This window comes from Salegentibacter salarius, assembly GCF_900168265.1.
Lineage (GTDB): Bacteria > Bacteroidota > Bacteroidia > Flavobacteriales > Flavobacteriaceae > Salegentibacter > Salegentibacter salarius.
Map to the genome: position 1 here is coordinate 85981 of NZ_FVZF01000002.1, position 18142 is coordinate 104122.

Annotated in this window: 13 protein-coding genes and 1 tRNA gene; 1 reads left to right on the top strand and 13 read right to left on the bottom strand. The window is 37.1% G+C overall.

The annotated features are described in order from the left end of the window. Positions 1-17: 17 nt before the first annotated feature. The 7 genes from B5440_RS01710 to B5440_RS01740 all read right to left on the bottom strand — a co-directional run bounded on the left by B5440_RS01710 (position 18) and on the right by B5440_RS01740 (position 10589). Positions 18-2333, bottom strand: coding sequence for an AAA family ATPase (locus B5440_RS01710; protein ID WP_079711044.1), 2316 nt, complete (start codon positions 2331-2333; stop codon positions 18-20). A 233-nt stretch (positions 2334-2566) separates the two neighbouring features. Continuing rightward, positions 2567-2639: transfer RNA gene (locus B5440_RS01715), tRNA-Met, on the bottom strand. Between the two features lie 118 nt (positions 2640-2757). Further along, complete coding sequence (locus tag B5440_RS01720; RefSeq protein ID WP_079711045.1) at positions 2758-2940, bottom strand: CPXCG motif-containing cysteine-rich protein; 183 nt, start codon at positions 2938-2940, stop codon at positions 2758-2760. A 3-nt stretch (positions 2941-2943) separates the two neighbouring features. Continuing rightward, positions 2944-4281 (bottom strand): TolC family protein, encoded by a 1338-nt coding sequence (locus tag B5440_RS01725; RefSeq protein ID WP_070053771.1) that lies wholly within the window; start codon positions 4279-4281, stop codon positions 2944-2946. Beyond that, complete coding sequence (locus B5440_RS01730) at positions 4265-7471, bottom strand: efflux RND transporter permease subunit (protein WP_070053772.1); 3207 nt, start codon at positions 7469-7471, stop codon at positions 4265-4267. The genes B5440_RS01725 and B5440_RS01730 overlap by 17 nt, the downstream gene beginning before the upstream one ends. Continuing rightward, positions 7468-8610, bottom strand: coding sequence for an efflux RND transporter periplasmic adaptor subunit (locus tag B5440_RS01735; protein ID WP_070053773.1), 1143 nt, complete (start codon positions 8608-8610; stop codon positions 7468-7470). Before B5440_RS01735 ends, B5440_RS01730 begins: the two co-directional genes overlap by 4 nt. A gap of 59 nt (positions 8611-8669) precedes the next feature. Next, on the bottom strand, positions 8670-10589 hold the full coding sequence (locus B5440_RS01740; RefSeq protein WP_070053774.1) for an ABC-F family ATP-binding cassette domain-containing protein: 1920 nt from the start codon (positions 10587-10589) through the stop codon (positions 8670-8672). 107 nt (positions 10590-10696) lie between these two features. Between B5440_RS01740 and B5440_RS01745 the strand changes: the two genes are divergently transcribed. Next, on the top strand, positions 10697-11083 hold the full coding sequence (locus B5440_RS01745) for a DUF983 domain-containing protein (protein ID WP_070053775.1): 387 nt from the start codon (positions 10697-10699) through the stop codon (positions 11081-11083). Here the strand turns inward: B5440_RS01745 and B5440_RS01750 are convergent. From B5440_RS01750 to B5440_RS01775, 6 genes are all read right to left on the bottom strand, one after another. After that, positions 11080-12135 carry an NAD(P)/FAD-dependent oxidoreductase gene (locus B5440_RS01750; RefSeq protein WP_070053776.1) on the bottom strand — a complete coding sequence of 352 codons (1056 nt, stop codon included), beginning with the start codon at positions 12133-12135 and terminating at the stop codon, positions 11080-11082. The genes B5440_RS01745 and B5440_RS01750 overlap by 4 nt on opposite strands. A 151-nt stretch (positions 12136-12286) precedes the next feature. After that, on the bottom strand, positions 12287-13180 hold the full coding sequence (gene porN / locus B5440_RS01755) for a type IX secretion system ring subunit PorN/GldN (protein WP_070053777.1): 894 nt from the start codon (positions 13178-13180) through the stop codon (positions 12287-12289). A gap of 13 nt (positions 13181-13193) precedes the next feature. Further along, positions 13194-14738 (bottom strand): type IX secretion system motor protein PorM/GldM, encoded by a 1545-nt coding sequence (porM, locus tag B5440_RS01760; protein WP_070053778.1) that lies wholly within the window; start codon positions 14736-14738, stop codon positions 13194-13196. A 53-nt stretch (positions 14739-14791) separates the two neighbouring features. Continuing rightward, positions 14792-15451 (bottom strand): type IX secretion system motor protein PorL/GldL, encoded by a 660-nt coding sequence (gene porL / locus B5440_RS01765; RefSeq protein ID WP_070053779.1) that lies wholly within the window; start codon positions 15449-15451, stop codon positions 14792-14794. Positions 15452-15498: 47 nt separating this feature from the next. Beyond that, positions 15499-16863, bottom strand: a complete 1365-nt coding sequence (gene porK / locus B5440_RS01770) for a T9SS ring complex lipoprotein PorK/GldK (protein ID WP_057482972.1) — start codon at positions 16861-16863, stop codon at positions 15499-15501. Positions 16864-16978: 115 nt separating this feature from the next. Beyond that, positions 16979-18139, bottom strand: a complete 1161-nt coding sequence (locus tag B5440_RS01775) for a formimidoylglutamase (protein ID WP_070053780.1) — start codon at positions 18137-18139, stop codon at positions 16979-16981. Positions 18140-18142: the final 3 nt, after the last annotated feature.

Genomic DNA, 18142 nt, shown 5'->3' on the forward strand with positions numbered 1-18142 from the left:
ACTAATTTAGCGATACATTATGCAGCCTTAATCGCTTTTTTCAAAGAGCTATAATGTTTTTCGTCTAATTTCAACAAGTCAAATAATTCCTGGGTTGCATCCGGAAGAACCATCAATAATTCATCATGTCTCGTTGTTTTTTCAAAAGAGGTAAAATGAGAAAAATGATTTAGAAGTTTAAATTGAGTAATATCATCTACTAATTCTTCAATCCGGTTTTCAACACTATCAGGTTCATTCGGAATTTTCATTAATGTATATATTTCTAAAAATCGACGAATGGCATTTGGCATCAAAATATCATAGGTATCCTCTCCGGCATCTATTTTAACTCTATATTCATATATGAGTTTAAATAAATATATGTACTCCGACTTATAGTTCTTTAATTCATTTGGTAGAGTTTTGAGAATTGATTTAGAGCTATCTAATTTCTGCATTTGATAGAATCCACAATTAGGAATTTGAGAAGTCACTCCTTGTTCATTTCTGACTTTTTTCCTCTTTTTTAAATTGGCAGAATCTTTCAAGAAAGAGAAGAATTCGAAATTATGAGTCGAAATAAAAAATTGAAGAAAGCAATTAATAACCTTATCTGGATTTTGCTGATCTATATTCTTTCTGAAGAAAAATGAGTTTATCAAGGAATATACTTGAGCGATATGATTAGTATCCAAGCTCGAGATCGGATCATCTATAAAGATTATAGTCTTACACATCATTTCAAGCCCCATACTTTCATAATCTACAAGGAAATATGAAAAAGCAATTGCTGTTTTCTCACCCTCACTCAAATTTATCGCAGGTTTATCCCCTCGATAAAGCATAAACTTATCCTCAGATGTAACTTGAATCGCAATATCTTTTCGATTTAAAAATTTTTGAATGAATTTATTGAGTTGATCTTTACCCTTAGTTATAGTTTTTAGAGAATCCCTTTTCTCCTGAATTAACAGATTTTGTTTATCTATATATTTTTTATGTGCATTTAATCTTCTTTCAGCTTTTTGAGCTGACTTCTCCTTTTCAAAGAATTTTTCAGAATGAATAAAATCGGCAACAAGGTGAGTAATCAACCTGTTTCTAGCATCTTTTCTGGTTTCATCAAAATTATTCACCAAATTGTTATGTCTAGAAATATCCTTATTCATTTCTATGAACCATTCGCTAAAGTTTGCGTCATCACATTGAAAATCTTCAATTTTTAATGCATTGAAAATGTTACCATCTTCTTTTCTATTAAGTTCAGCAATTAACTTTTTAAGGCAAGACTTATAATTCTTCTTAAGACCAGGAAATACTTTCAGTTTTTCAGCAATTTCTTCTCTAACGCTTTCGGTGAAATCGTTTTTACTATTTGGTATAGCAATTAGATCTAAATTTGAAATTTCCTGATTAATTAAAAGTTTTAAATCTTCGATTTCTTGCCTTAGTGTTTGTGAAGCATTTGAAAAATATTCTTGCAATAACTTTATTCTTTCCTCGCTGACGTTATTCCCACAGAAAGCACATTCCTCTTTGTTTTCATCGAAATCTAAACCTCTTTCAGTCCAATCCCTTAATTCTTTATTTTCATCTAATATCTCGATTATACGGTCTTTAGGTGGCTCCTGTTTAAGAAGATTTTCAGTTCTAACTTTTAAATTATGAAAATTAGATTCATATTTAATTTCATCATGGATATCAAAATCATTCTTTGAATTTGAGATTTTTTTGAGCTCTTCGGCATCATCATCCTCAAGAATTTTGTTTTCAACTTGATCTTCGTCCAGGTCTTTTAAAACAGTTTTAAAAGAACCTTTATCAAACCTTTCAGTATTATCAAATACAGTTAATCTAATCTGTTTACTAACCGTCGTAAAGTGATTTTTTTCATATTCATCATATAATGCTATAACTGATTTAATAGGTTCCGCCCTTTTTTCAATTTTAGCAACTGAATCCTCTAGATCTTGTATTGTTTTACGAGTTTCTACATTTTCACCAACATCAAAAGCAATCGGATGGCCCAATTCAGTTTTTGAGTTCCAATTAAGTTTTGATTGAATATATTCTTGATTAAATACTGCTATGTTGTAAGGGAATGAATCTATTAATGTATAATCGAATTCATCACTATCGGTAGTTTTCAGTTTAAATTTGGCAGAATTGAAATCCTCATGAAGTTTTTTATTTTTTAATGAACTGAATAATCGAGAAAGAGTTGTTTTACCAGAATAATTCCATCCATAAATAATATTCTTCTCCTTAAAATCCTGAAGCTTATTATCTCTATTCCATTTAAAATCATCAAGCACTCCAAATTGATCAATGGAAGTCAATCGTAATATCATAAGTAATATAATTTTTGGTCAGTATTGGACATTTAACTGAGGAAAGGTAGGGCAGCTCAGTGCAGAAAATGATCCACTTTTTTGGAAAAATAAAAGTATCAAAATTATTGACTATCTGATAGTTAGAAATCAAAATTCTCAAGATTTGCTAACAGATATGAGCCAAATTTGATCCACTTTTTAGCCCAAAATGACGAAACCCCCAGTGTTTACTGAGGGTTTCGTGAATTTAGTAGCGGGAACTGGACTCGAACCAGTGACCTTCGGGTTATGAGCCCGACGAGCTACCTACTGCTCTATCCCGCGATATCGACTGCAAATATAAGATACTTTTTAAGTTTCAACAAAGCTTTTTCAATAAAAATTTAAAGAATGAACAAGAAGGATATTGTACATCTGAATATCAGTAAATTAAGACAAAAAATTATTGTTCAATACTATTCGCCTCGAAAGATTGAAGCTCATTTTCACTGAAAGAAACCGTAAATTCAATAGGATTACAGCAATTCTCGCAGTCCTCAATGTAGGTTTGCCGACTTACCGAAGGATCCAGCAAGACAGAAATCTCTTCCCAACAATATGGACATAGAAAAAAATGTTCAAACATAACCTATAATTCAATATTCAACAATTGGCCGGTGAGTTGCAACAACTCTAATTCGGCGATCTTGGCATCATATTTTGCAAGATTTAAACTGGTCCTGGCGTCTAATAAGTTAACCTGCGCCTGCCTAAATTCAATAGAAGTAATTCTTCCCAGATTAAATTGCTCCTGGGAACGCTCAAAATTATCCTGATTGGTAGCTACGTTTTCTTCCTGGACTTTATAGATATACAACCTGTTTTCATAATTCCCAAGGGCATTTGCAATGTCTCTTCTAATTCCAAGTGCCACCTGCTTTTTTCGCAATTCCTGGTTTTCGTAGTTTATTTTTGCATTCTGGACCTGAACGCTTGTAGCTCCCCCATCAAAAAGGTTCCAGTTTAAACTAACTCCTCCCGAAATTCCATCGGTAGTTTGCCTACTTCCCGGAAAGAATGCTGTTGCAGCACTTCTATTATAATTCCAGCCATAGGAACCGCTAAGATCTATCGTTGGCAAATATCCCGATTTACTTATTTTAATATCATATGCTGTAATTGCCATGTTTCTATCAAGCTGAAGTAAAGATACATTATTCGTTTCAGCCTCCATAATAAAGGCTTCTAACTGTAATTTCGGAATAAAATTCACCGTAGTATCTACCGTAAAATCTTTACCGGTAATTTGGCGATCCAGCAACACGTTTAAATCCCTTTTGGTATTGTTAAGTTGTTGGCGAGTTTGCAGCAGGTTAACACTATCGTTATTCACATCTACCCTGGCATTAAGGACTACCAGGTTATTACTCTGGCCGTAATCGAATTGATACTGCGCCCTGGTTACACGATCTTTTGAAGTTTCTAAAACATCTTCTAATACTTCTACATTTTCAGTAAGCCGGGCAATTTCATAATACATCGTCATTAACTGCAGCATCGTATTTTCTATAGTTTCCCTGGCCTGCAGTTTAGAAAGATCGTATTGCTCTTTTAAGCTTTTATAATTATAAAACCTTCCTAAGCCATCAAAAAGAGTGTAGTTTAAATTCACCGAAGCATTATAAGAGTTACTCTCTATCCCTTGTTGATCTAAAGCTTCTCCATCTTCGGGCTCGGTTAACCTATTATTCAAATCATAATTTGCTCCTGCCCTTCCTGTAACCGATGGCAAATATCCGGAATTAAGAATTCCCTGGTTATTTTCGGCGATTTCAACTTCATTTTCAGCTATTTCAATTCCGTAATTACGTTCTAAAGCAAGAGCTATAGCTTCTTCCTTAGTTATTACTTCTTCCTCTTCCTGGGCAAAAATATTACCCATAAAAAAAATAGCGATCACAAGTATTAACTTACCCGATCTCTCCATGTGCTTTTTCTTCTTTTTGTTCCTTTATAGCTCTTTCTACCTCTTCATTTGACACCCTGTTTCCGCTAGCAAGCCATTTTCCACCTACTTTAATATTATTGCTAATAGATAGCAGCAATGGTAACAGAAGTAAGGTTAAAACAGTAGCAATGGCGATTCCGTAGGAAATAGAGATTGCCATAGGTTTTAAAAATTGTGCCTGCCTGCTTTTTTCTAACAGCAATGGAGCCATCCCCGCTATGGTGGTGAGCGAGGTAAGGAAAATAGCTCTAAATCTCGCACGGCCGGCTTCATAAAGTGCATTTTCAAACTTCATCCCATCTCGCAGATTTCTGTTGAATTTACTAATGAGTACCAAACCATCATTTACCATAATTCCCACCAGGGCAATAATTCCTAAAGCTGAAAGCACGTTAACAGGAAAGTCGTGAATCCAATGACCCCAGGCGACTCCTATAATGCTGAAAGGAATCATGATCATTAATAATAATGGCTGACTATAACTTCTGAAGGTAAAGGCGATTACCGCATAAATAAGAAATAAAACAACCGGTAAAACTCCTTCTGCGGAATTGGTTAATTTATTTGCCTCCCGGTTTTGGCCTTCATAAGAAACCGATAAACTGGGATATTTTGAAAGTAATTCCGGCATCACGTTGCTCCTGATGTCTGCAAGTATTTCAGTAGAACTTCCGTTAGGATCTTCCATATCTGCACTCACCCTAATTTCCCGAAGTCCGTTTAAGTGACTTATAGATTCGGTTCCTCTAACAATTTCATAATTAGCAATTTCATCGAATGGTACACGATCGCCAGCCGGTGTGGTTAAGCGCATATCATCTAGATCGTTAATAGAAGAACGGTTTTCAAGATCGTAACGCACCCAAACCCTAATTTCATCCTGGCCACGTTGAAAACGCTGAACCGGAGTTCCAAAAAATCCATTTCTCACCTGGCGCATCACTTCGCTAAGATCAAGACCTAAAGCATAAGCGCTTTCTTTAAGTTCAATATTGATCTCTTTTATTCCCTGCGGATCGTTATCTGTTACATCCTTTAAAAGCGGATTATTTTCGAAATTTTCTTTTAATTCTTCTTTCGCGGCTTCCAGTTCCTGAAGGTTATTCCCCAGCAATGAAACCGAAACCGGCGCTCCGCCAAAATTACCTCCAGAGCCAAAGGTGAGATTCTCTACCCCATAAACAGGACCTACTTCATCTCTAATAGCATTGGTAATTTCAGGCGAACCAAAATCTCGTTCTTCCCCCGGAAGTAAATTCACCTGCAATGAGGCTTTGTTGTTTCCGGGACCAACTCGTTTTATTATATTTTCAACAACATCTTTATCTCCACTCTGGCGCTTACTAAAATCTTCATTTACCCGCCAGGCCGCATCTTCCACCATAGAAATAATAGAATCTGTTCGCTCTGGGTTCACACCTTCGGCCATTAAAAGATCTATACTTACACGATCACTGGCAATACTTGGGAATAAGGTTACCCTAATCCAGTTTCCGCCTATCGCACCAATAGTCAGGATTAAAACTGCCACCAAAATACCCAAAGCAAGCATTTGTTGTCTTAGCACAAACCTTAATATTGGGCTGTAAAATTTATCTCTTAAAAAGCTCATAGCCTTATCTCCTGCACGGTTTACCACCCGCATTTTTATGAAGAGTTTTGCTAAACCTTTTTTCTTTTTATCTTCCTCAGGGTTTCTTGCCTGCAAGGCTTTAGAATGCGCAATATGGGCCGGTAGAATTATAAGTGCTTCCACCAAAGAAACTACCAATGTCAAGATGACCACCGTAGATACTTCCCCAAAGAATTCCCCTATTCTACTATCTAAAAACAGGAAAGTAGAAAATGCTAAGACTGTAGTTAGAATTGCAGAAATAATTGGCGGAATTACTTCCATAGTACCGTCTAAAGCAGCCTGAACTGGAGATTTCCCCATTTCGTAATGCTGATAGATATTTTCCCCAATTACAATTCCATCATCTACCAGGATACCAATTACAATGATCATCCCGAATAAAGAAAGCACGTTTATGGTTACCCCAAACTGCCCGGCAAATATGAACATCCCAAGAAAGGCTATTGGAAGTCCAAAAGCTACCCAGAATGCCAGTCTTGTATTAAGAAAGATCGATAAAAACAGTAAAACAAGGAAAATTCCCATTGCTCCATTTTCAAGCAGCAATTGAGTTCGCTGACTTAAAGTAATAGAGGAATCTGAAACAACGTCTAACTGAATATTACTACTCTCTGCATTGTAATCTTTTATATACTCCTTTACCTTCTTTGCCGCCGATAAAAGATCTTCATTATTCGTATTATTTATAGCAACATTTACCGCAATATTTCCATTGAAATAAGATGAATTAGAGGTCTCCCCAAATTGATCCCGAACTTCGGCAATATCGCTTAAACGCGTAGTTTGCCCTGTGGCTGAAGATCTTATCACAAGGTCGTTTAAAGCATCAGCATAGTAACTTCTGCTATTTGCCCTTATCAGGTAGTCTTCAGCTTCAGTTTTAATAGTACCACCGGTACTTAAAATATTTGCAGCCCCAACAGTTCTGGCAACTTCTTCAAAAGTTAGATTATAAGCTAAGAGGTCGTCCTGGCTAACGGCTATTTCTATTTCTTCTTCGGGAAACCCAGAAATCTCAATTTGCGAGATCCCATCCAGCTGTCTTAGATCGTTTTCAATTTGCTCGCTAATACGTTTAAGAGTAACTAATGGAACACCATCACCACTAATAGCAAAACTTATAGACGGCCTGACTCTTTCCTGTTTTGAAACTACAAGTGGTTCCATCCCACCGGGAAAAGTGGGCACACGATCTACCGCGTTTTTCACCTCGGTGAGCATCACATCTATATTCTCGTCTTGCTCAATTTCTACAGTAATAGAACCACCGCTTTCTCGTGCTGTTGAGGTTACCCGGTCTATCCCTACCAGACCTTTTAGGTTATCTTCTATTTTTAAAATAATCCCTTCCTCAATCTCCTCTGGAGCTGAACCGGGATAATTTACATTTATATTGATAATACGGGAGTCCTCGAGAGGAAAGAAAGAAGAATTTAAACTGAAAACCCCTACGATACCGAAAATTACAAATGCGAGGATCACTACATTTACAGCAACCTCATATTTTATAAAATAACTGATTAATTTTCTCAAAGTTCCTCGGCTTTAGCGGTGTCCTTTTTGTTTTGAATCTGCACTTTCATTCCCGGGTAAGCACCAGGAACTGGAGCAGAAACCATCTTCTCACCATCTTCCAGGCCTTTTATCACCACTTTATTGCTCGAAAAATAAACAGGATCAATCTCTTCTAAAACCATGGTGCTATCTTTCACCACGTAAACCTTAGAGCGGTCTATTAGCAGTTCTCTGGGAATCTCTATTGCATCTTCTTCATCCCGGGCATCTAATTTTGCTTCCAGGTACATTCCTTCCCTAATTTCGGGATCTTCAATTCTAATAAAAACCTGAATGGTTTGTGAAGCACGATCTACCCTGGCGTTTATTCGGCTTACCGTACCTGTATAGGTTTGATTACCATCAAGATCTTGCAGCGCCACATCTTCCCCTATTCTTAATAGATCTGAAAACTTTTTAGCCACAGCAACTTCGAGTTCATAAACCGAAGGATCTATAAATTCTCCAAGTTTCTGTCCCGGCCTAACTAAAGTACCCAAATTCACAGCAGCTTCAGTCAAAACTCCATCAAATGGCGCTACGATATTAAACTTTCGAAGGCGTTCTTCCAGGTTTTTAATTTGGTAATAAGCCGATTGGATTCCGCGACCGGTAATAAAATATTTCTCTTTATCTGAGTCTGGCTCCGGTAATGGTTTTACGGTACTATTTACATTGAAATTATTAAGGTAGTCCTGCCATTTCTGAAAAGAATCTGGATAATCTAATCGAAGATCTGGCATAATAGAAGTGATATTATTGAATAATTCACTTTTAGCCGAACGCACACTAGCTGCGTATTCTTCTGAATTAATACTTAAAAGCACCTGCCCGCGATTATAACGTTGGCCAGGTCTAAAATCTTTACTGCTACGCTGAAAAATTCCCTGTACTTCAGAAAAAAGCTCCAGTTTTTTAAGCGCCGTTACATTCCCATTAGCGGGAACAACAATAGGCACATTACGGTTTTCTACCGTTTCTACAAATACATTTTTTACAACTTTGTTCTTTTCCGGTACTTCTTTTACATTACTATCAATAATTGCCTTTGCGCCAAAAACCGCCAAAACAATAAGCAATAATCCAATAAAAGAAAGAATGATTTTGCGTTTATCCATGCTTGTAGGACACCTTTCCGGTGATTTGGTTTAATCTGAAATTAAAATTTTATAAATATCTATTGTAAACCATCCAAACGCTCTTGGATATCTTCCCATTCTTGCATTAAGGAATTCAGTTCTTTCTTTTTGGTCTTATACTTATCTAAATACCCTGGCTTCGCCACAACTTCATCATAACTCGTAGCTAATTCCATATCACGTGCTTCCAGATCTTTCTCCAGCTTAGTGATTTTAGATTCAGTATTACTCAGTTTATTTTTTAAAGATTTAACCTTCTTTTGGTCTTTGTAGGCTTTTTTATTGGTAGAGCCGGCAGCGTCCTTTTGTACTTTAGCCGCTTTTTCCTTTTTCTCTACACTACGCATATCCTCCAGCTTACGCTGATCTAAGAAGTAATTAATATCTCCCAGATACTCCTTGATTTTCGTGTCCTTAAATTCATAAACCTTATTGGTTAGGCCTTGCAGGAAATCCCTATCGTGAGAAACAATTATTAAAGTACCTTCAAACCTGTTTAATGCTTCCTTTAAAACGTTTTTAGATTTAATATCAAGGTGATTGGTAGGCTCATCCATAATAAGCACGTTAAAAGGCTGTAGCATTAGCTTACAGAGCGCTAATCGGTTTCTTTCACCACCGGAAAGGACTTTTACCTTTTTATCAACTTCATCTCCTCTAAAAAGGAAAGACCCCAACATATCTCGAACCTTGCTCCGGTTCTTTTCGTTGGCAGCATCGATCATAATTTCGTGCACGGTTTTTTCACCTTCAAGATAATCTGCCTGGTTTTGGGCAAAATAACCCAGCTGCACGTTATGGCCAAGTTTCAAGTTTCCTTCGTAAGAAATTTCATTAATTATTATCTTAGCAAGCGTGGTTTTACCCTGTCCGTTTTGCCCTACAAATGCAATTTTACTACCCCGTTCTATTAGAAGATCAATTCCTTTTAAAACTTGGTTATCACCATAGGCTTTTCCAATATTTTCGGCTTCAATCACTACTTTTCCAGGTTGAATAGAAAGTGGAAAACTCACATTCATTACCGCATTATCATCTTCATCTACCTCTATCCGATTTATCTTATCCAGTTTTTTGATAAGCGATTGCGCCATAGAAGCTTTTGAAGCTTTTGCACGGAATTTTTCAATAAGCTTCTCTGTAGTTTCAATTTCCTTTTGCTGATTCTTCTGCGCGGCGAGTTGTTGTTCTCTTAATTCCTCTCTAAGCACTAAATACTTTGAATAAGGTTTATTGAAATCGTAAATCTGACCAAGTGAAATTTCTATGGTTCTATTGGTCACATTATCCAGGAACATTTTATCGTGAGAAACAATTACCACGCAGCCCGAATAATTATTAAGGAAGTTTTCCAGCCAGATAATACTTTCAATATCTAAATGGTTGGTTGGCTCATCCAGCAGAAGAATATCATTATTCTGAAGTAAAAGTTTTGCGAGTTCTATTCGCATTCTCCAACCGCCCGAAAAAGTTTCGGTAAGTTTATCAAATTGCTCTCGCTGAAAACCAAGACCTAATAATACCTTCTCCGTATCGCCTTCATAATTATATCCACCAATTATCTCGTAGGTATGTGTAACCTCACTTAGGTCTTGAATAAGCTGGGTGTAAGATTCACTTTCGTAATCGGTTCTTGTAGCTAATTGATGGTTAATATCATCTATTTGCTTTTCAAGTTTCTTTATTTCCTCAAAAGCCTGTTGCGCTTCTTCCAAAACAGTTCGGCCCTGTTCAAAATCAATATCCTGTTTTAAAAAACCAATATTCAGTTCTTTATCTCTCGCAATCTGGCCTTCGTCATACTCCTGTTCTCTGGCAAGTATTTTAAGCATTGTAGATTTTCCGGCACCATTCTTTCCAATTAGTCCCACGCGATCACCGGCGCCAAGTCTAAAGGTTAATTCTTCAAAAAGATATTCTCCGCCAAAAGAAACAGAGAGGTTATGAATATTAAGCATTTGTATATTTTATTTTTGCAAATATGCCTAAATTTACAATGTGAAAAAAATATGTTCACACTCAATCTACAGACTCACAAAAACTTATAACCCCCTGAAAACCAATTATGAATTTTTTAAAAGGAAGTAAACTTTATAGTATTCTTACAGGAACCTGCCCGGTGTGTCATGAAGAAAGCATGTATAAGAAAAGGAATCCCTATAAATTGAACCGTGTTTTTGATATGTATGAGCACTGTTCTAACTGCGGCACTAAGTATAAAATAGAACCTTCGTTCTTTTTTGGAGCTATGTATGTGAGTTATGCCGTTGGAATTGCTTTTGCCGTTGCCGCCTTTGTAATCGCTTATTTTTTTCTTGGCGGTGGCTTAATGACTTCGTTCTGGGTTATTATAGGAACCCTGGTGGTTTTTATGCCATTAATTATAAGATTATCGCGGAATATTTGGATCAATTTCTTTCTACATTACAAACCAAGTGCTGGTAAGAATTAAGCAGAAAAGTGCTTTCTGTTGAATCTTTGTAAATCTATTTCAGGCGGAAGCTGAACATCGTTTTCCGCAAATTCAATTAGTTGCCCTGAAACCGTAGGGGAAATAAGCACGCCTCTACTTCCAAACCCATTACAGCAATAAAGGTTTTTATGCTTTGGATGCCTTCCCAGCATTGGCTTCCTATCTTTACTGGCGGGCCTGATTCCCGCCGATTGGTCTACTACCTCAAACTTGCAGCTAATCAATTTTGCTAATTTCTTTTCCAGTTCCTCCCTGGCTTCTTTACTGGGTTGCGGATCTTTATCCTGATTATTATAGGTTGCGCCCACTTTATATAAATTATTCCCTAGCGGAATAATAAAAACCGATGATTTAACCGCCTCTTCAAGCTGCAATTCTTCAGAATAAATGGTGAGATATTCACCCTTATTTCCGCGAAGCGGAAGATAATTAAAGAAAGGATTATGTTGCATTCCAAAACCTTCGCAAAAGATAATTTTCCTTGCGGAAATACCTTTATAGCTTACCGAATCTGCATTAACTTGAAGATCATTGTAATCGAATCTTTCAAATTTGATTTTGTCCTCATTTTTTAAATAATTCCGATATTCACTAATTAAAACATCGGTATCAATAATCCCGGTTTGGCGAACCCTTCCAAATGAGTATTCCGAAGGAATGCAGGGATTAATATTTTTAACAAGATCGGTATCTAAATATTCGGAAAGTAAAGGTTTGTCTGCTGCTTCAAACCAGTTATTTTGCTCTTCAGCTGAAAAGAATTTTCTATAGATCTCTATCGGATAAACGATCTTAGCCTGTAATTTCGCCTCCAATTCCTTATAAAAAGGAATCGCGATCTTCATATGCTCATTCGCATTCCAGGCAAGCGTAAAACGCTTTAGAATTACAGGATTGAACAATCCGCCGGCAACAAGAGAAGACTTTTGAGAATTGTCTTCAAAAACTACAAAATGCTTGCTCCTTTTCTCCAGGTTACGGCTTACTGCAATCCCACTTAAACCCAATCCAACAACTATATAATCTAACATAATCCAAAAATATAAAATTATAGGCAAATCAACTTTCCCAATCAATCTTCAAGAAATAACTTAGGTTCATAAGTAAACCCGGTTAACATCTGAAAAATAAAAAAGCGCCCCTATTGGGACGCTTCTCTTTACTTTTTAAAACCTTCAGGAATTAGTAATTCCACATATCAAGCTCAAAGTTTCGTATTTGTTCTTTTATGCGTTGGGCTTCAAGAAGCTCCATAAAGGCATTATCTACAATATATTCATCTATTTCACGGTCTCCATATACGTTGTCCTCTTTATAGATCATCGCATCAAATCTTCTTGAATTCAGCAAATGATCAAAAGTGACAGTCTGCGCAGAGCTACTTCCTGTAAAGGCTTTGTTTTCGTGTAAAATCTCTCTTGCATCAGGGAACCAAATCCAAAAAAGTTCAACTAAATCTGTTTGACCTGAATCAATAAAGTTAACATCTGGAGCAACGGGTGCTATACCTAAAAGCCGATATTTCAACTCTGCCTGGCGTTTATCAAAATACCACATTCCACGAATATGATATTCAGCGATATCAGCAGCACCAAGATCTCTACGATCAATAAATTGGGCATCTACTTCTTCCCCGGCGTTATACTGCTCGATACCAAGATCTGTAGTATCAACTTTAGATATGGTAGCCTGAATATCTTTTAAGGTACGTTTTTCAGTAAAATAAGAATCGGCATAGATATTTTTAATTTTTCCACTTTTAATAGCAGAAACTAAAACATCATAAAGTGCACGGCGATTATTTCCAATATTATTGGTATCTATTGGATAATACAATGGGAAATTCACTCTTTCATCAAGATCAATTTTTTCCCATACGTTTTTAGACCATAACACATCGCGATCTTCAATGTATCCATATTCAAGTGGCTTATCGTTAATGTCACTTTGAATCTGGGCTTCGGTTTTTTTACCAATCTCCTCGGGGCTATTGGCATTTAAAATGTTTGCCTGCCCATAAGATGCTACCGTAAAAACCAACACCGAAGCATTCAATAAAAATCCTCTCCAACTCATCTTCTAAATTTTATTAGTTTGTCAACTCGACAATAACAGGAGAGACCTTTTTAAGCTTGTAACTTGAGTTACCAGCGATCCCGGCCTGAATATCGAAAATCTGTACAGTTTCGCCTCTACCGGCTCTTCTTAGAGCTGCTTTGGCACTGCTATCTAATTTATTACCATTAACCCTTATAGTAGGTTGTCCCATTACTTTAAAACTAAATCCAGTAACATTAAGATCCAGGTTAAAGTCAAAGTCTGGAAGATTTGCACTAATAGTAGAGATTTCTAAACTATTACGTTGCATTTTAACCGTGCCATCTTCTCCTCTCACGGTTCCTACCGGGGTTGGAATATCTTTTATTCTAAAGGTTTTGCTATCTGAAACAGTTTCTCCTCCTGGAAGTTTACCACTTACATTAATAGCAACCTCTCTAGCCTGTAAGCTTGTAACGTTCATTACGTATTGCCCAGCACCACCAGCAGGTGAAAGACCGGGAGCCTGTGCACTAATACTACCTACTCCAGGAATAGAAATCGTCATTGGGTTTTGAACCCCACGATAAAGTACATTCATTTTATCTGCTGAAATAACTGCTGAATTCGGTTTCGGAATAACTGCGTAAGAACTATTAATTGGAATTCTTACAATAGAATCTCCTTCTTTAAACTGAAGCTCACCATTGATCTCCTTTTCTCCTACATTTCCAGCAGGGAAATCTAACATTACCTGGCCAGCCTGAGTGCTTTCTACATTATTACCGTTAATAGTAACGTTTTCGAATTTCAATGTAGGGTCTACACGACCTAAAACAACTTTACCTTTAAAGTTCTCACCACTAAAGAAAGCCGTCTTTTCTGGTACTACTATCGCCTGGTAGTTCGTTAAAGAAACATCACTTTGCAGCTGCCCTTCAAGCATTGCAGACAAAATATCGTTTTCGGTTGTTCTAACATCAGATTGTATCTGCGTTAATTTTGTAAGAGAAGCAATTAACGGAAACCCCTGATAGTTGTACATCAACCATGGTTGAGTTACATTCTCATTATTAGTTACTTCTTCTGTAGAAAAATCGTTAGCTACTTTACTTCTAATTTGCGGAAATTTATCTCCCAAAACAGCAAGTACTTCATTTCTATAATTATCTATTGCAGCCACAAATTCTTCTCCTCTTGGAGTTACTCTACCACTTGCAAAAAACAAGTTGTTTAGTTTATCGGCGCGATCCATAGACTCATAATTGGTCTTTTCCTCACCTTCAAAATCGGCTAATAATTCATCTTTAAGATTACCTACAGTACTATATAAATTATCAGAAAGCGTACTAATCTGTTCCGCTTTAGCTTTTAATTCTTCGTATTTTGCAGGTTGTTCTTCGGCTTTAGCGGCTAAACCGGCCATTGCCATATCGTTACGTTGAGATGTGGTCGCATTAGATTCCTCAAGGTCTTCATTCATTTGACCGAAGGCTGTTAATACTTCCTTAGACATATTTAGTGCCATCATCGCGATGAATACCAAATACATCAGGTTAATCATCTTCTGTCTTGGTGTTTGTTTTCCAGACGCCATGTGCTAATTAGTTTTGTTCTTTAATAATTTAGGTTTTCAGGGTAATGCAGTAACTAATTAGTCGCCATGCTAGGTTTACCATTCATAGCAGTAAGCATACCACCATAAACTCCATTTAAAGAGGAAAGGTTAGCAGCAAGCGATCCCATTTCCTGGTTCAACTTCCCGGCATTCTTTGCAACCTCCTGGTTAATCTCTGCCTGGCGAGAAGCCGATTCTACCTGAGCCTTATAGATATTATTTAAGGTTTCCATTTGAGTTGCAGCGGTAGTAAGTTCTTCGCTGTATTTCTTTTGAGAAGCCATTGCATCTACGGTTGGAGCAATTCCTTTTGCTGCTCCTTCAAAATTGCGAATGCTATCTCCAAGACTATGCATTAAATTTGCATCTATCTTAGCTTCTTTAAGCATTTCATCTAATTTCTTAGAAAGTTGGCCCTGAGTTTCTTTATCTTCCTCAATTACTGTTGCGCTACGGCGAGTTCCCTGTCCACCGGCTAATTCAGGGTAAACTAAAGACCAGTCAAGATCGTCGTCTGTTGGTTCAAAAGCAGAGTATGCGAATACAAAAGCTTCTACTACAAGCCCTGCAATAAGCATAGGGTTTGCAAATGGCCAGTGCATAATTTTAAAAAGCGCACCTAATATTACAACTGATGCACCTAAACCGTACACCATGTTAGTTATTCTCTTAGTTGAATTTGATTTTGCCATAATAATAAAATAGATTTAGATTTTCTACTGGTTAAATAGGTTGTTAATTATCTGTTAGGTTGATTTAGGGTAACATCTGTTCCGAGGTAATCCTGAACTGTTCTAAAGCCAATATAGCTTCTAGCTGAATCTGCATATTCGTAGTCTCTTGAGCTCACCTGAAGGAAATAAGCAACATCCTTCCAGGAACCTCCACGAACTACTTTTCGCATATCATCAGGATTATTTACGGTTGGGTTCATTGAAGACATATATTCGTATGATGCTGGATCGTAAGAAGAGTTCACCCATTCCCCAACATTACCAGCCATATTATATAAGCCATAATCGTTAGGATCGTAAGATTTTGCTTCTACAGTGTATAAAGCCTGATCTGCCGCATAATCCCCTCTTAAAGGTTTAAAGTTAGCCATAAAGCATCCACGATCGTTCTTAGCATAAGGACCACCCCAAGGGTATGTAGCTCCTTCTAAACCACCACGAGCAGCATATTCCCATTCACCCTCGGTTGGCAAACGGTAAGAAGGCACATTGTGATCTCCCTTCTCTCTTCGGTAGTAATTATGATATAAGGTTCTCCATTGCGCAAAAGCTCTTGCCTGTCTCCAGGTAACTCCTACTACAGGATAATCATCAAAAGCACTATGCCAAAAATAATCGTTGTGCATAGGTTCGTTATAAGAATAATTAAAATCCCTAATCCAAACAGTTGTATCTGGATAAACAGGAATCTCTTCTCGTTTTATAAAATTACTTCTATTCCCCTGCTCTTTAGCAGCACCCTGAACATCCATCCAGGTATAAGTAAATTTTAATTTTTCAACATCAATAGTACGTTGCCCGTTATACACCTCTTCCATTGGAATATACATCATATCCATTACTTCGGCATAATATACATCTGGATAGTCTTCGGTGTCCCAAATAATATCGATGTCTTTATTCAGGCGACGATTTTCGTAAGTATCTGAAGCTCCACCCTGGCCATAAGTATTCAGCATGTATTCTTCATACGGCGTCATATCTGCTTCATCGGTGTCTAAAAATGCGTACTCACCAATTCCGTCAGAACCCTCGGTTTCACCCATATTTTCAGCCATAATAGCCAATTCAGTTCTAACAATAGAATCTTTCACATAGTTAACAAACTGGCGATATTCGGCATTGGTAATTTCGGTTTCGTCCATATAAAAAGAACGCACGGTCACCGTTTTTGGGGGCGCATTACGTTGGCCTGCGATATCATCGTCAGACTTCCCCATAATAAAAGCACCTCCGGGAATTAATGTCATCCCTAAAGGTTTCTCCGGATTCCACTTCTCCCCTTTCGCACCAACCAGCTGTCCACGATCTCCACGCCCACAGCTTGAAAGCAAGGCTAGAACAGCTATTAGCGAAATAAATTTCTTCATAGTATTTCTTAGGTTAAGACATCTCAATTTACGGCAGTAAACCTATCTAATTATTTTTTAAAAAACAATAATTTGGGTAAAAATACAGTAAATCAAATTAATGCATGAATTTATTTTAAACTTCGTTTTTTCTTTTTGCTTTGTACCATCTTTCAGGAATTACCTGATTGCAGGCCTCTAAATAATCTTCTTCGCTGCAAGGTAATAACGTACTTCTTTTCAATTTAGTATCTACGTCCGCAAGAAACGGAATTTCTATCCACCACCTCCCACTTACGGGACTTTTGTAGAATACTAAAATCTCATCGTCTATGGGCACCTGATACTTTATAAACTCTTTTTTTGCCGAAATAGTATTTTCATTAGTACGGTAATTTATACCTTCAGCAAAATACCACATCATTTGCGCCATTAACATAGCTCCTAAATTCCCGAATTTAAGATTATCATATTCGTAAATCCCAAAAGAACTCACTTTATCACTAATCCCGGCGTATCGAGTAAGTGCGCAAATTTCTTTCCCATCAAATCCATTAGGCGAAGCAATATCTCTTGAGCCGGAAGAAGGCGCACTAACCGCAGCTAAATCTATAGCTACCATATTTGCATCACGCATTACCGGCTCAACCAGTTTGAAATTATTGCTTACCTCTCCTAAACGATATGCATCGAAAAAGAGACGCTCCATCAGCTCTATTTCGTCCTGGGAATTAAAGTAAGTTTGATAGCCAATATTCGAATAATTAAACAAATTATATGGCTGATTCACCACTATTTTACTAATATAAGACCTGTTACTAATCGGGCTTTCAGCATCTCCCAAATCAAAACGGCTATCTATATTTACAAGATTTACCATTTGATCTAAAGTATCGTAAGCCCGGTATTGGGCGTAAACCAAATCCTGACTTCCGCCTAAAAGGACGGGAATCACATCTTTTTTCACTAATTGGGCCACGAGAGTTTGCACCGCAAAATAAGTATCCTCTACGGTTTCGCCTTTTTCAATATCTCCCAGATCGGCAATATTAACGTGCCAGTTTCCTGGGAATAAGCTATAAAATGCCTTTCTCACATCAACAAAATCAAGAAAGTCTATTTCCTCACCAAGTCGGTTTTCTTTTATACCAACAATGGCCATCTGTACACCTTCCAGGTCTGGCAAACCCTTAGCAATAGTATGTTTCTTAACTGAATTTCCAAGGGAATGTTCACCAAAACCGGCAATTTCTCTTAGCAAATCTTCAGAAAGGGGACTCAGAAAATCTAAATCCATATA

What these genes read in the sequence shown, in the direction of transcription:
- B5440_RS01710 (WP_079711044.1), bottom strand. Translation starts at nt 2,333, where the DNA reads ATGATATTACGATTGACTTCCATTGATCAATTTGGAGTGCTTGATGAT.
- B5440_RS01720 (WP_079711045.1), bottom strand. Translation starts at nt 2,940, where the DNA reads ATGTTTGAACATTTTTTTCTATGTCCATATTGTTGGGAAGAGATTTCT.
- B5440_RS01725 (WP_070053771.1), bottom strand. Translation starts at nt 4,281, where the DNA reads ATGGAGAGATCGGGTAAGTTAATACTTGTGATCGCTATTTTTTTTATG.
- B5440_RS01735 (WP_070053773.1), bottom strand. Translation starts at nt 8,610, where the DNA reads ATGGATAAACGCAAAATCATTCTTTCTTTTATTGGATTATTGCTTATT.
- B5440_RS01740 (WP_070053774.1), bottom strand. Translation starts at nt 10,589, where the DNA reads ATGCTTAATATTCATAACCTCTCTGTTTCTTTTGGCGGAGAATATCTT.
- B5440_RS01745 (WP_070053775.1), top strand. Translation starts at nt 10,697, where the DNA reads ATGAATTTTTTAAAAGGAAGTAAACTTTATAGTATTCTTACAGGAACC.
- B5440_RS01750 (WP_070053776.1), bottom strand. Translation starts at nt 12,135, where the DNA reads ATGTTAGATTATATAGTTGTTGGATTGGGTTTAAGTGGGATTGCAGTA.
- porN (WP_070053777.1), bottom strand. Translation starts at nt 13,180, where the DNA reads ATGAGTTGGAGAGGATTTTTATTGAATGCTTCGGTGTTGGTTTTTACG.
- porM (WP_070053778.1), bottom strand. Translation starts at nt 14,738, where the DNA reads ATGGCGTCTGGAAAACAAACACCAAGACAGAAGATGATTAACCTGATG.
- porL (WP_070053779.1), bottom strand. Translation starts at nt 15,451, where the DNA reads ATGGCAAAATCAAATTCAACTAAGAGAATAACTAACATGGTGTACGGT.
- porK (WP_057482972.1), bottom strand. Translation starts at nt 16,863, where the DNA reads ATGAAGAAATTTATTTCGCTAATAGCTGTTCTAGCCTTGCTTTCAAGC.
- B5440_RS01775 (WP_070053780.1), bottom strand. Translation starts at nt 18,139, where the DNA reads ATGGATTTAGATTTTCTGAGTCCCCTTTCTGAAGATTTGCTAAGAGAA.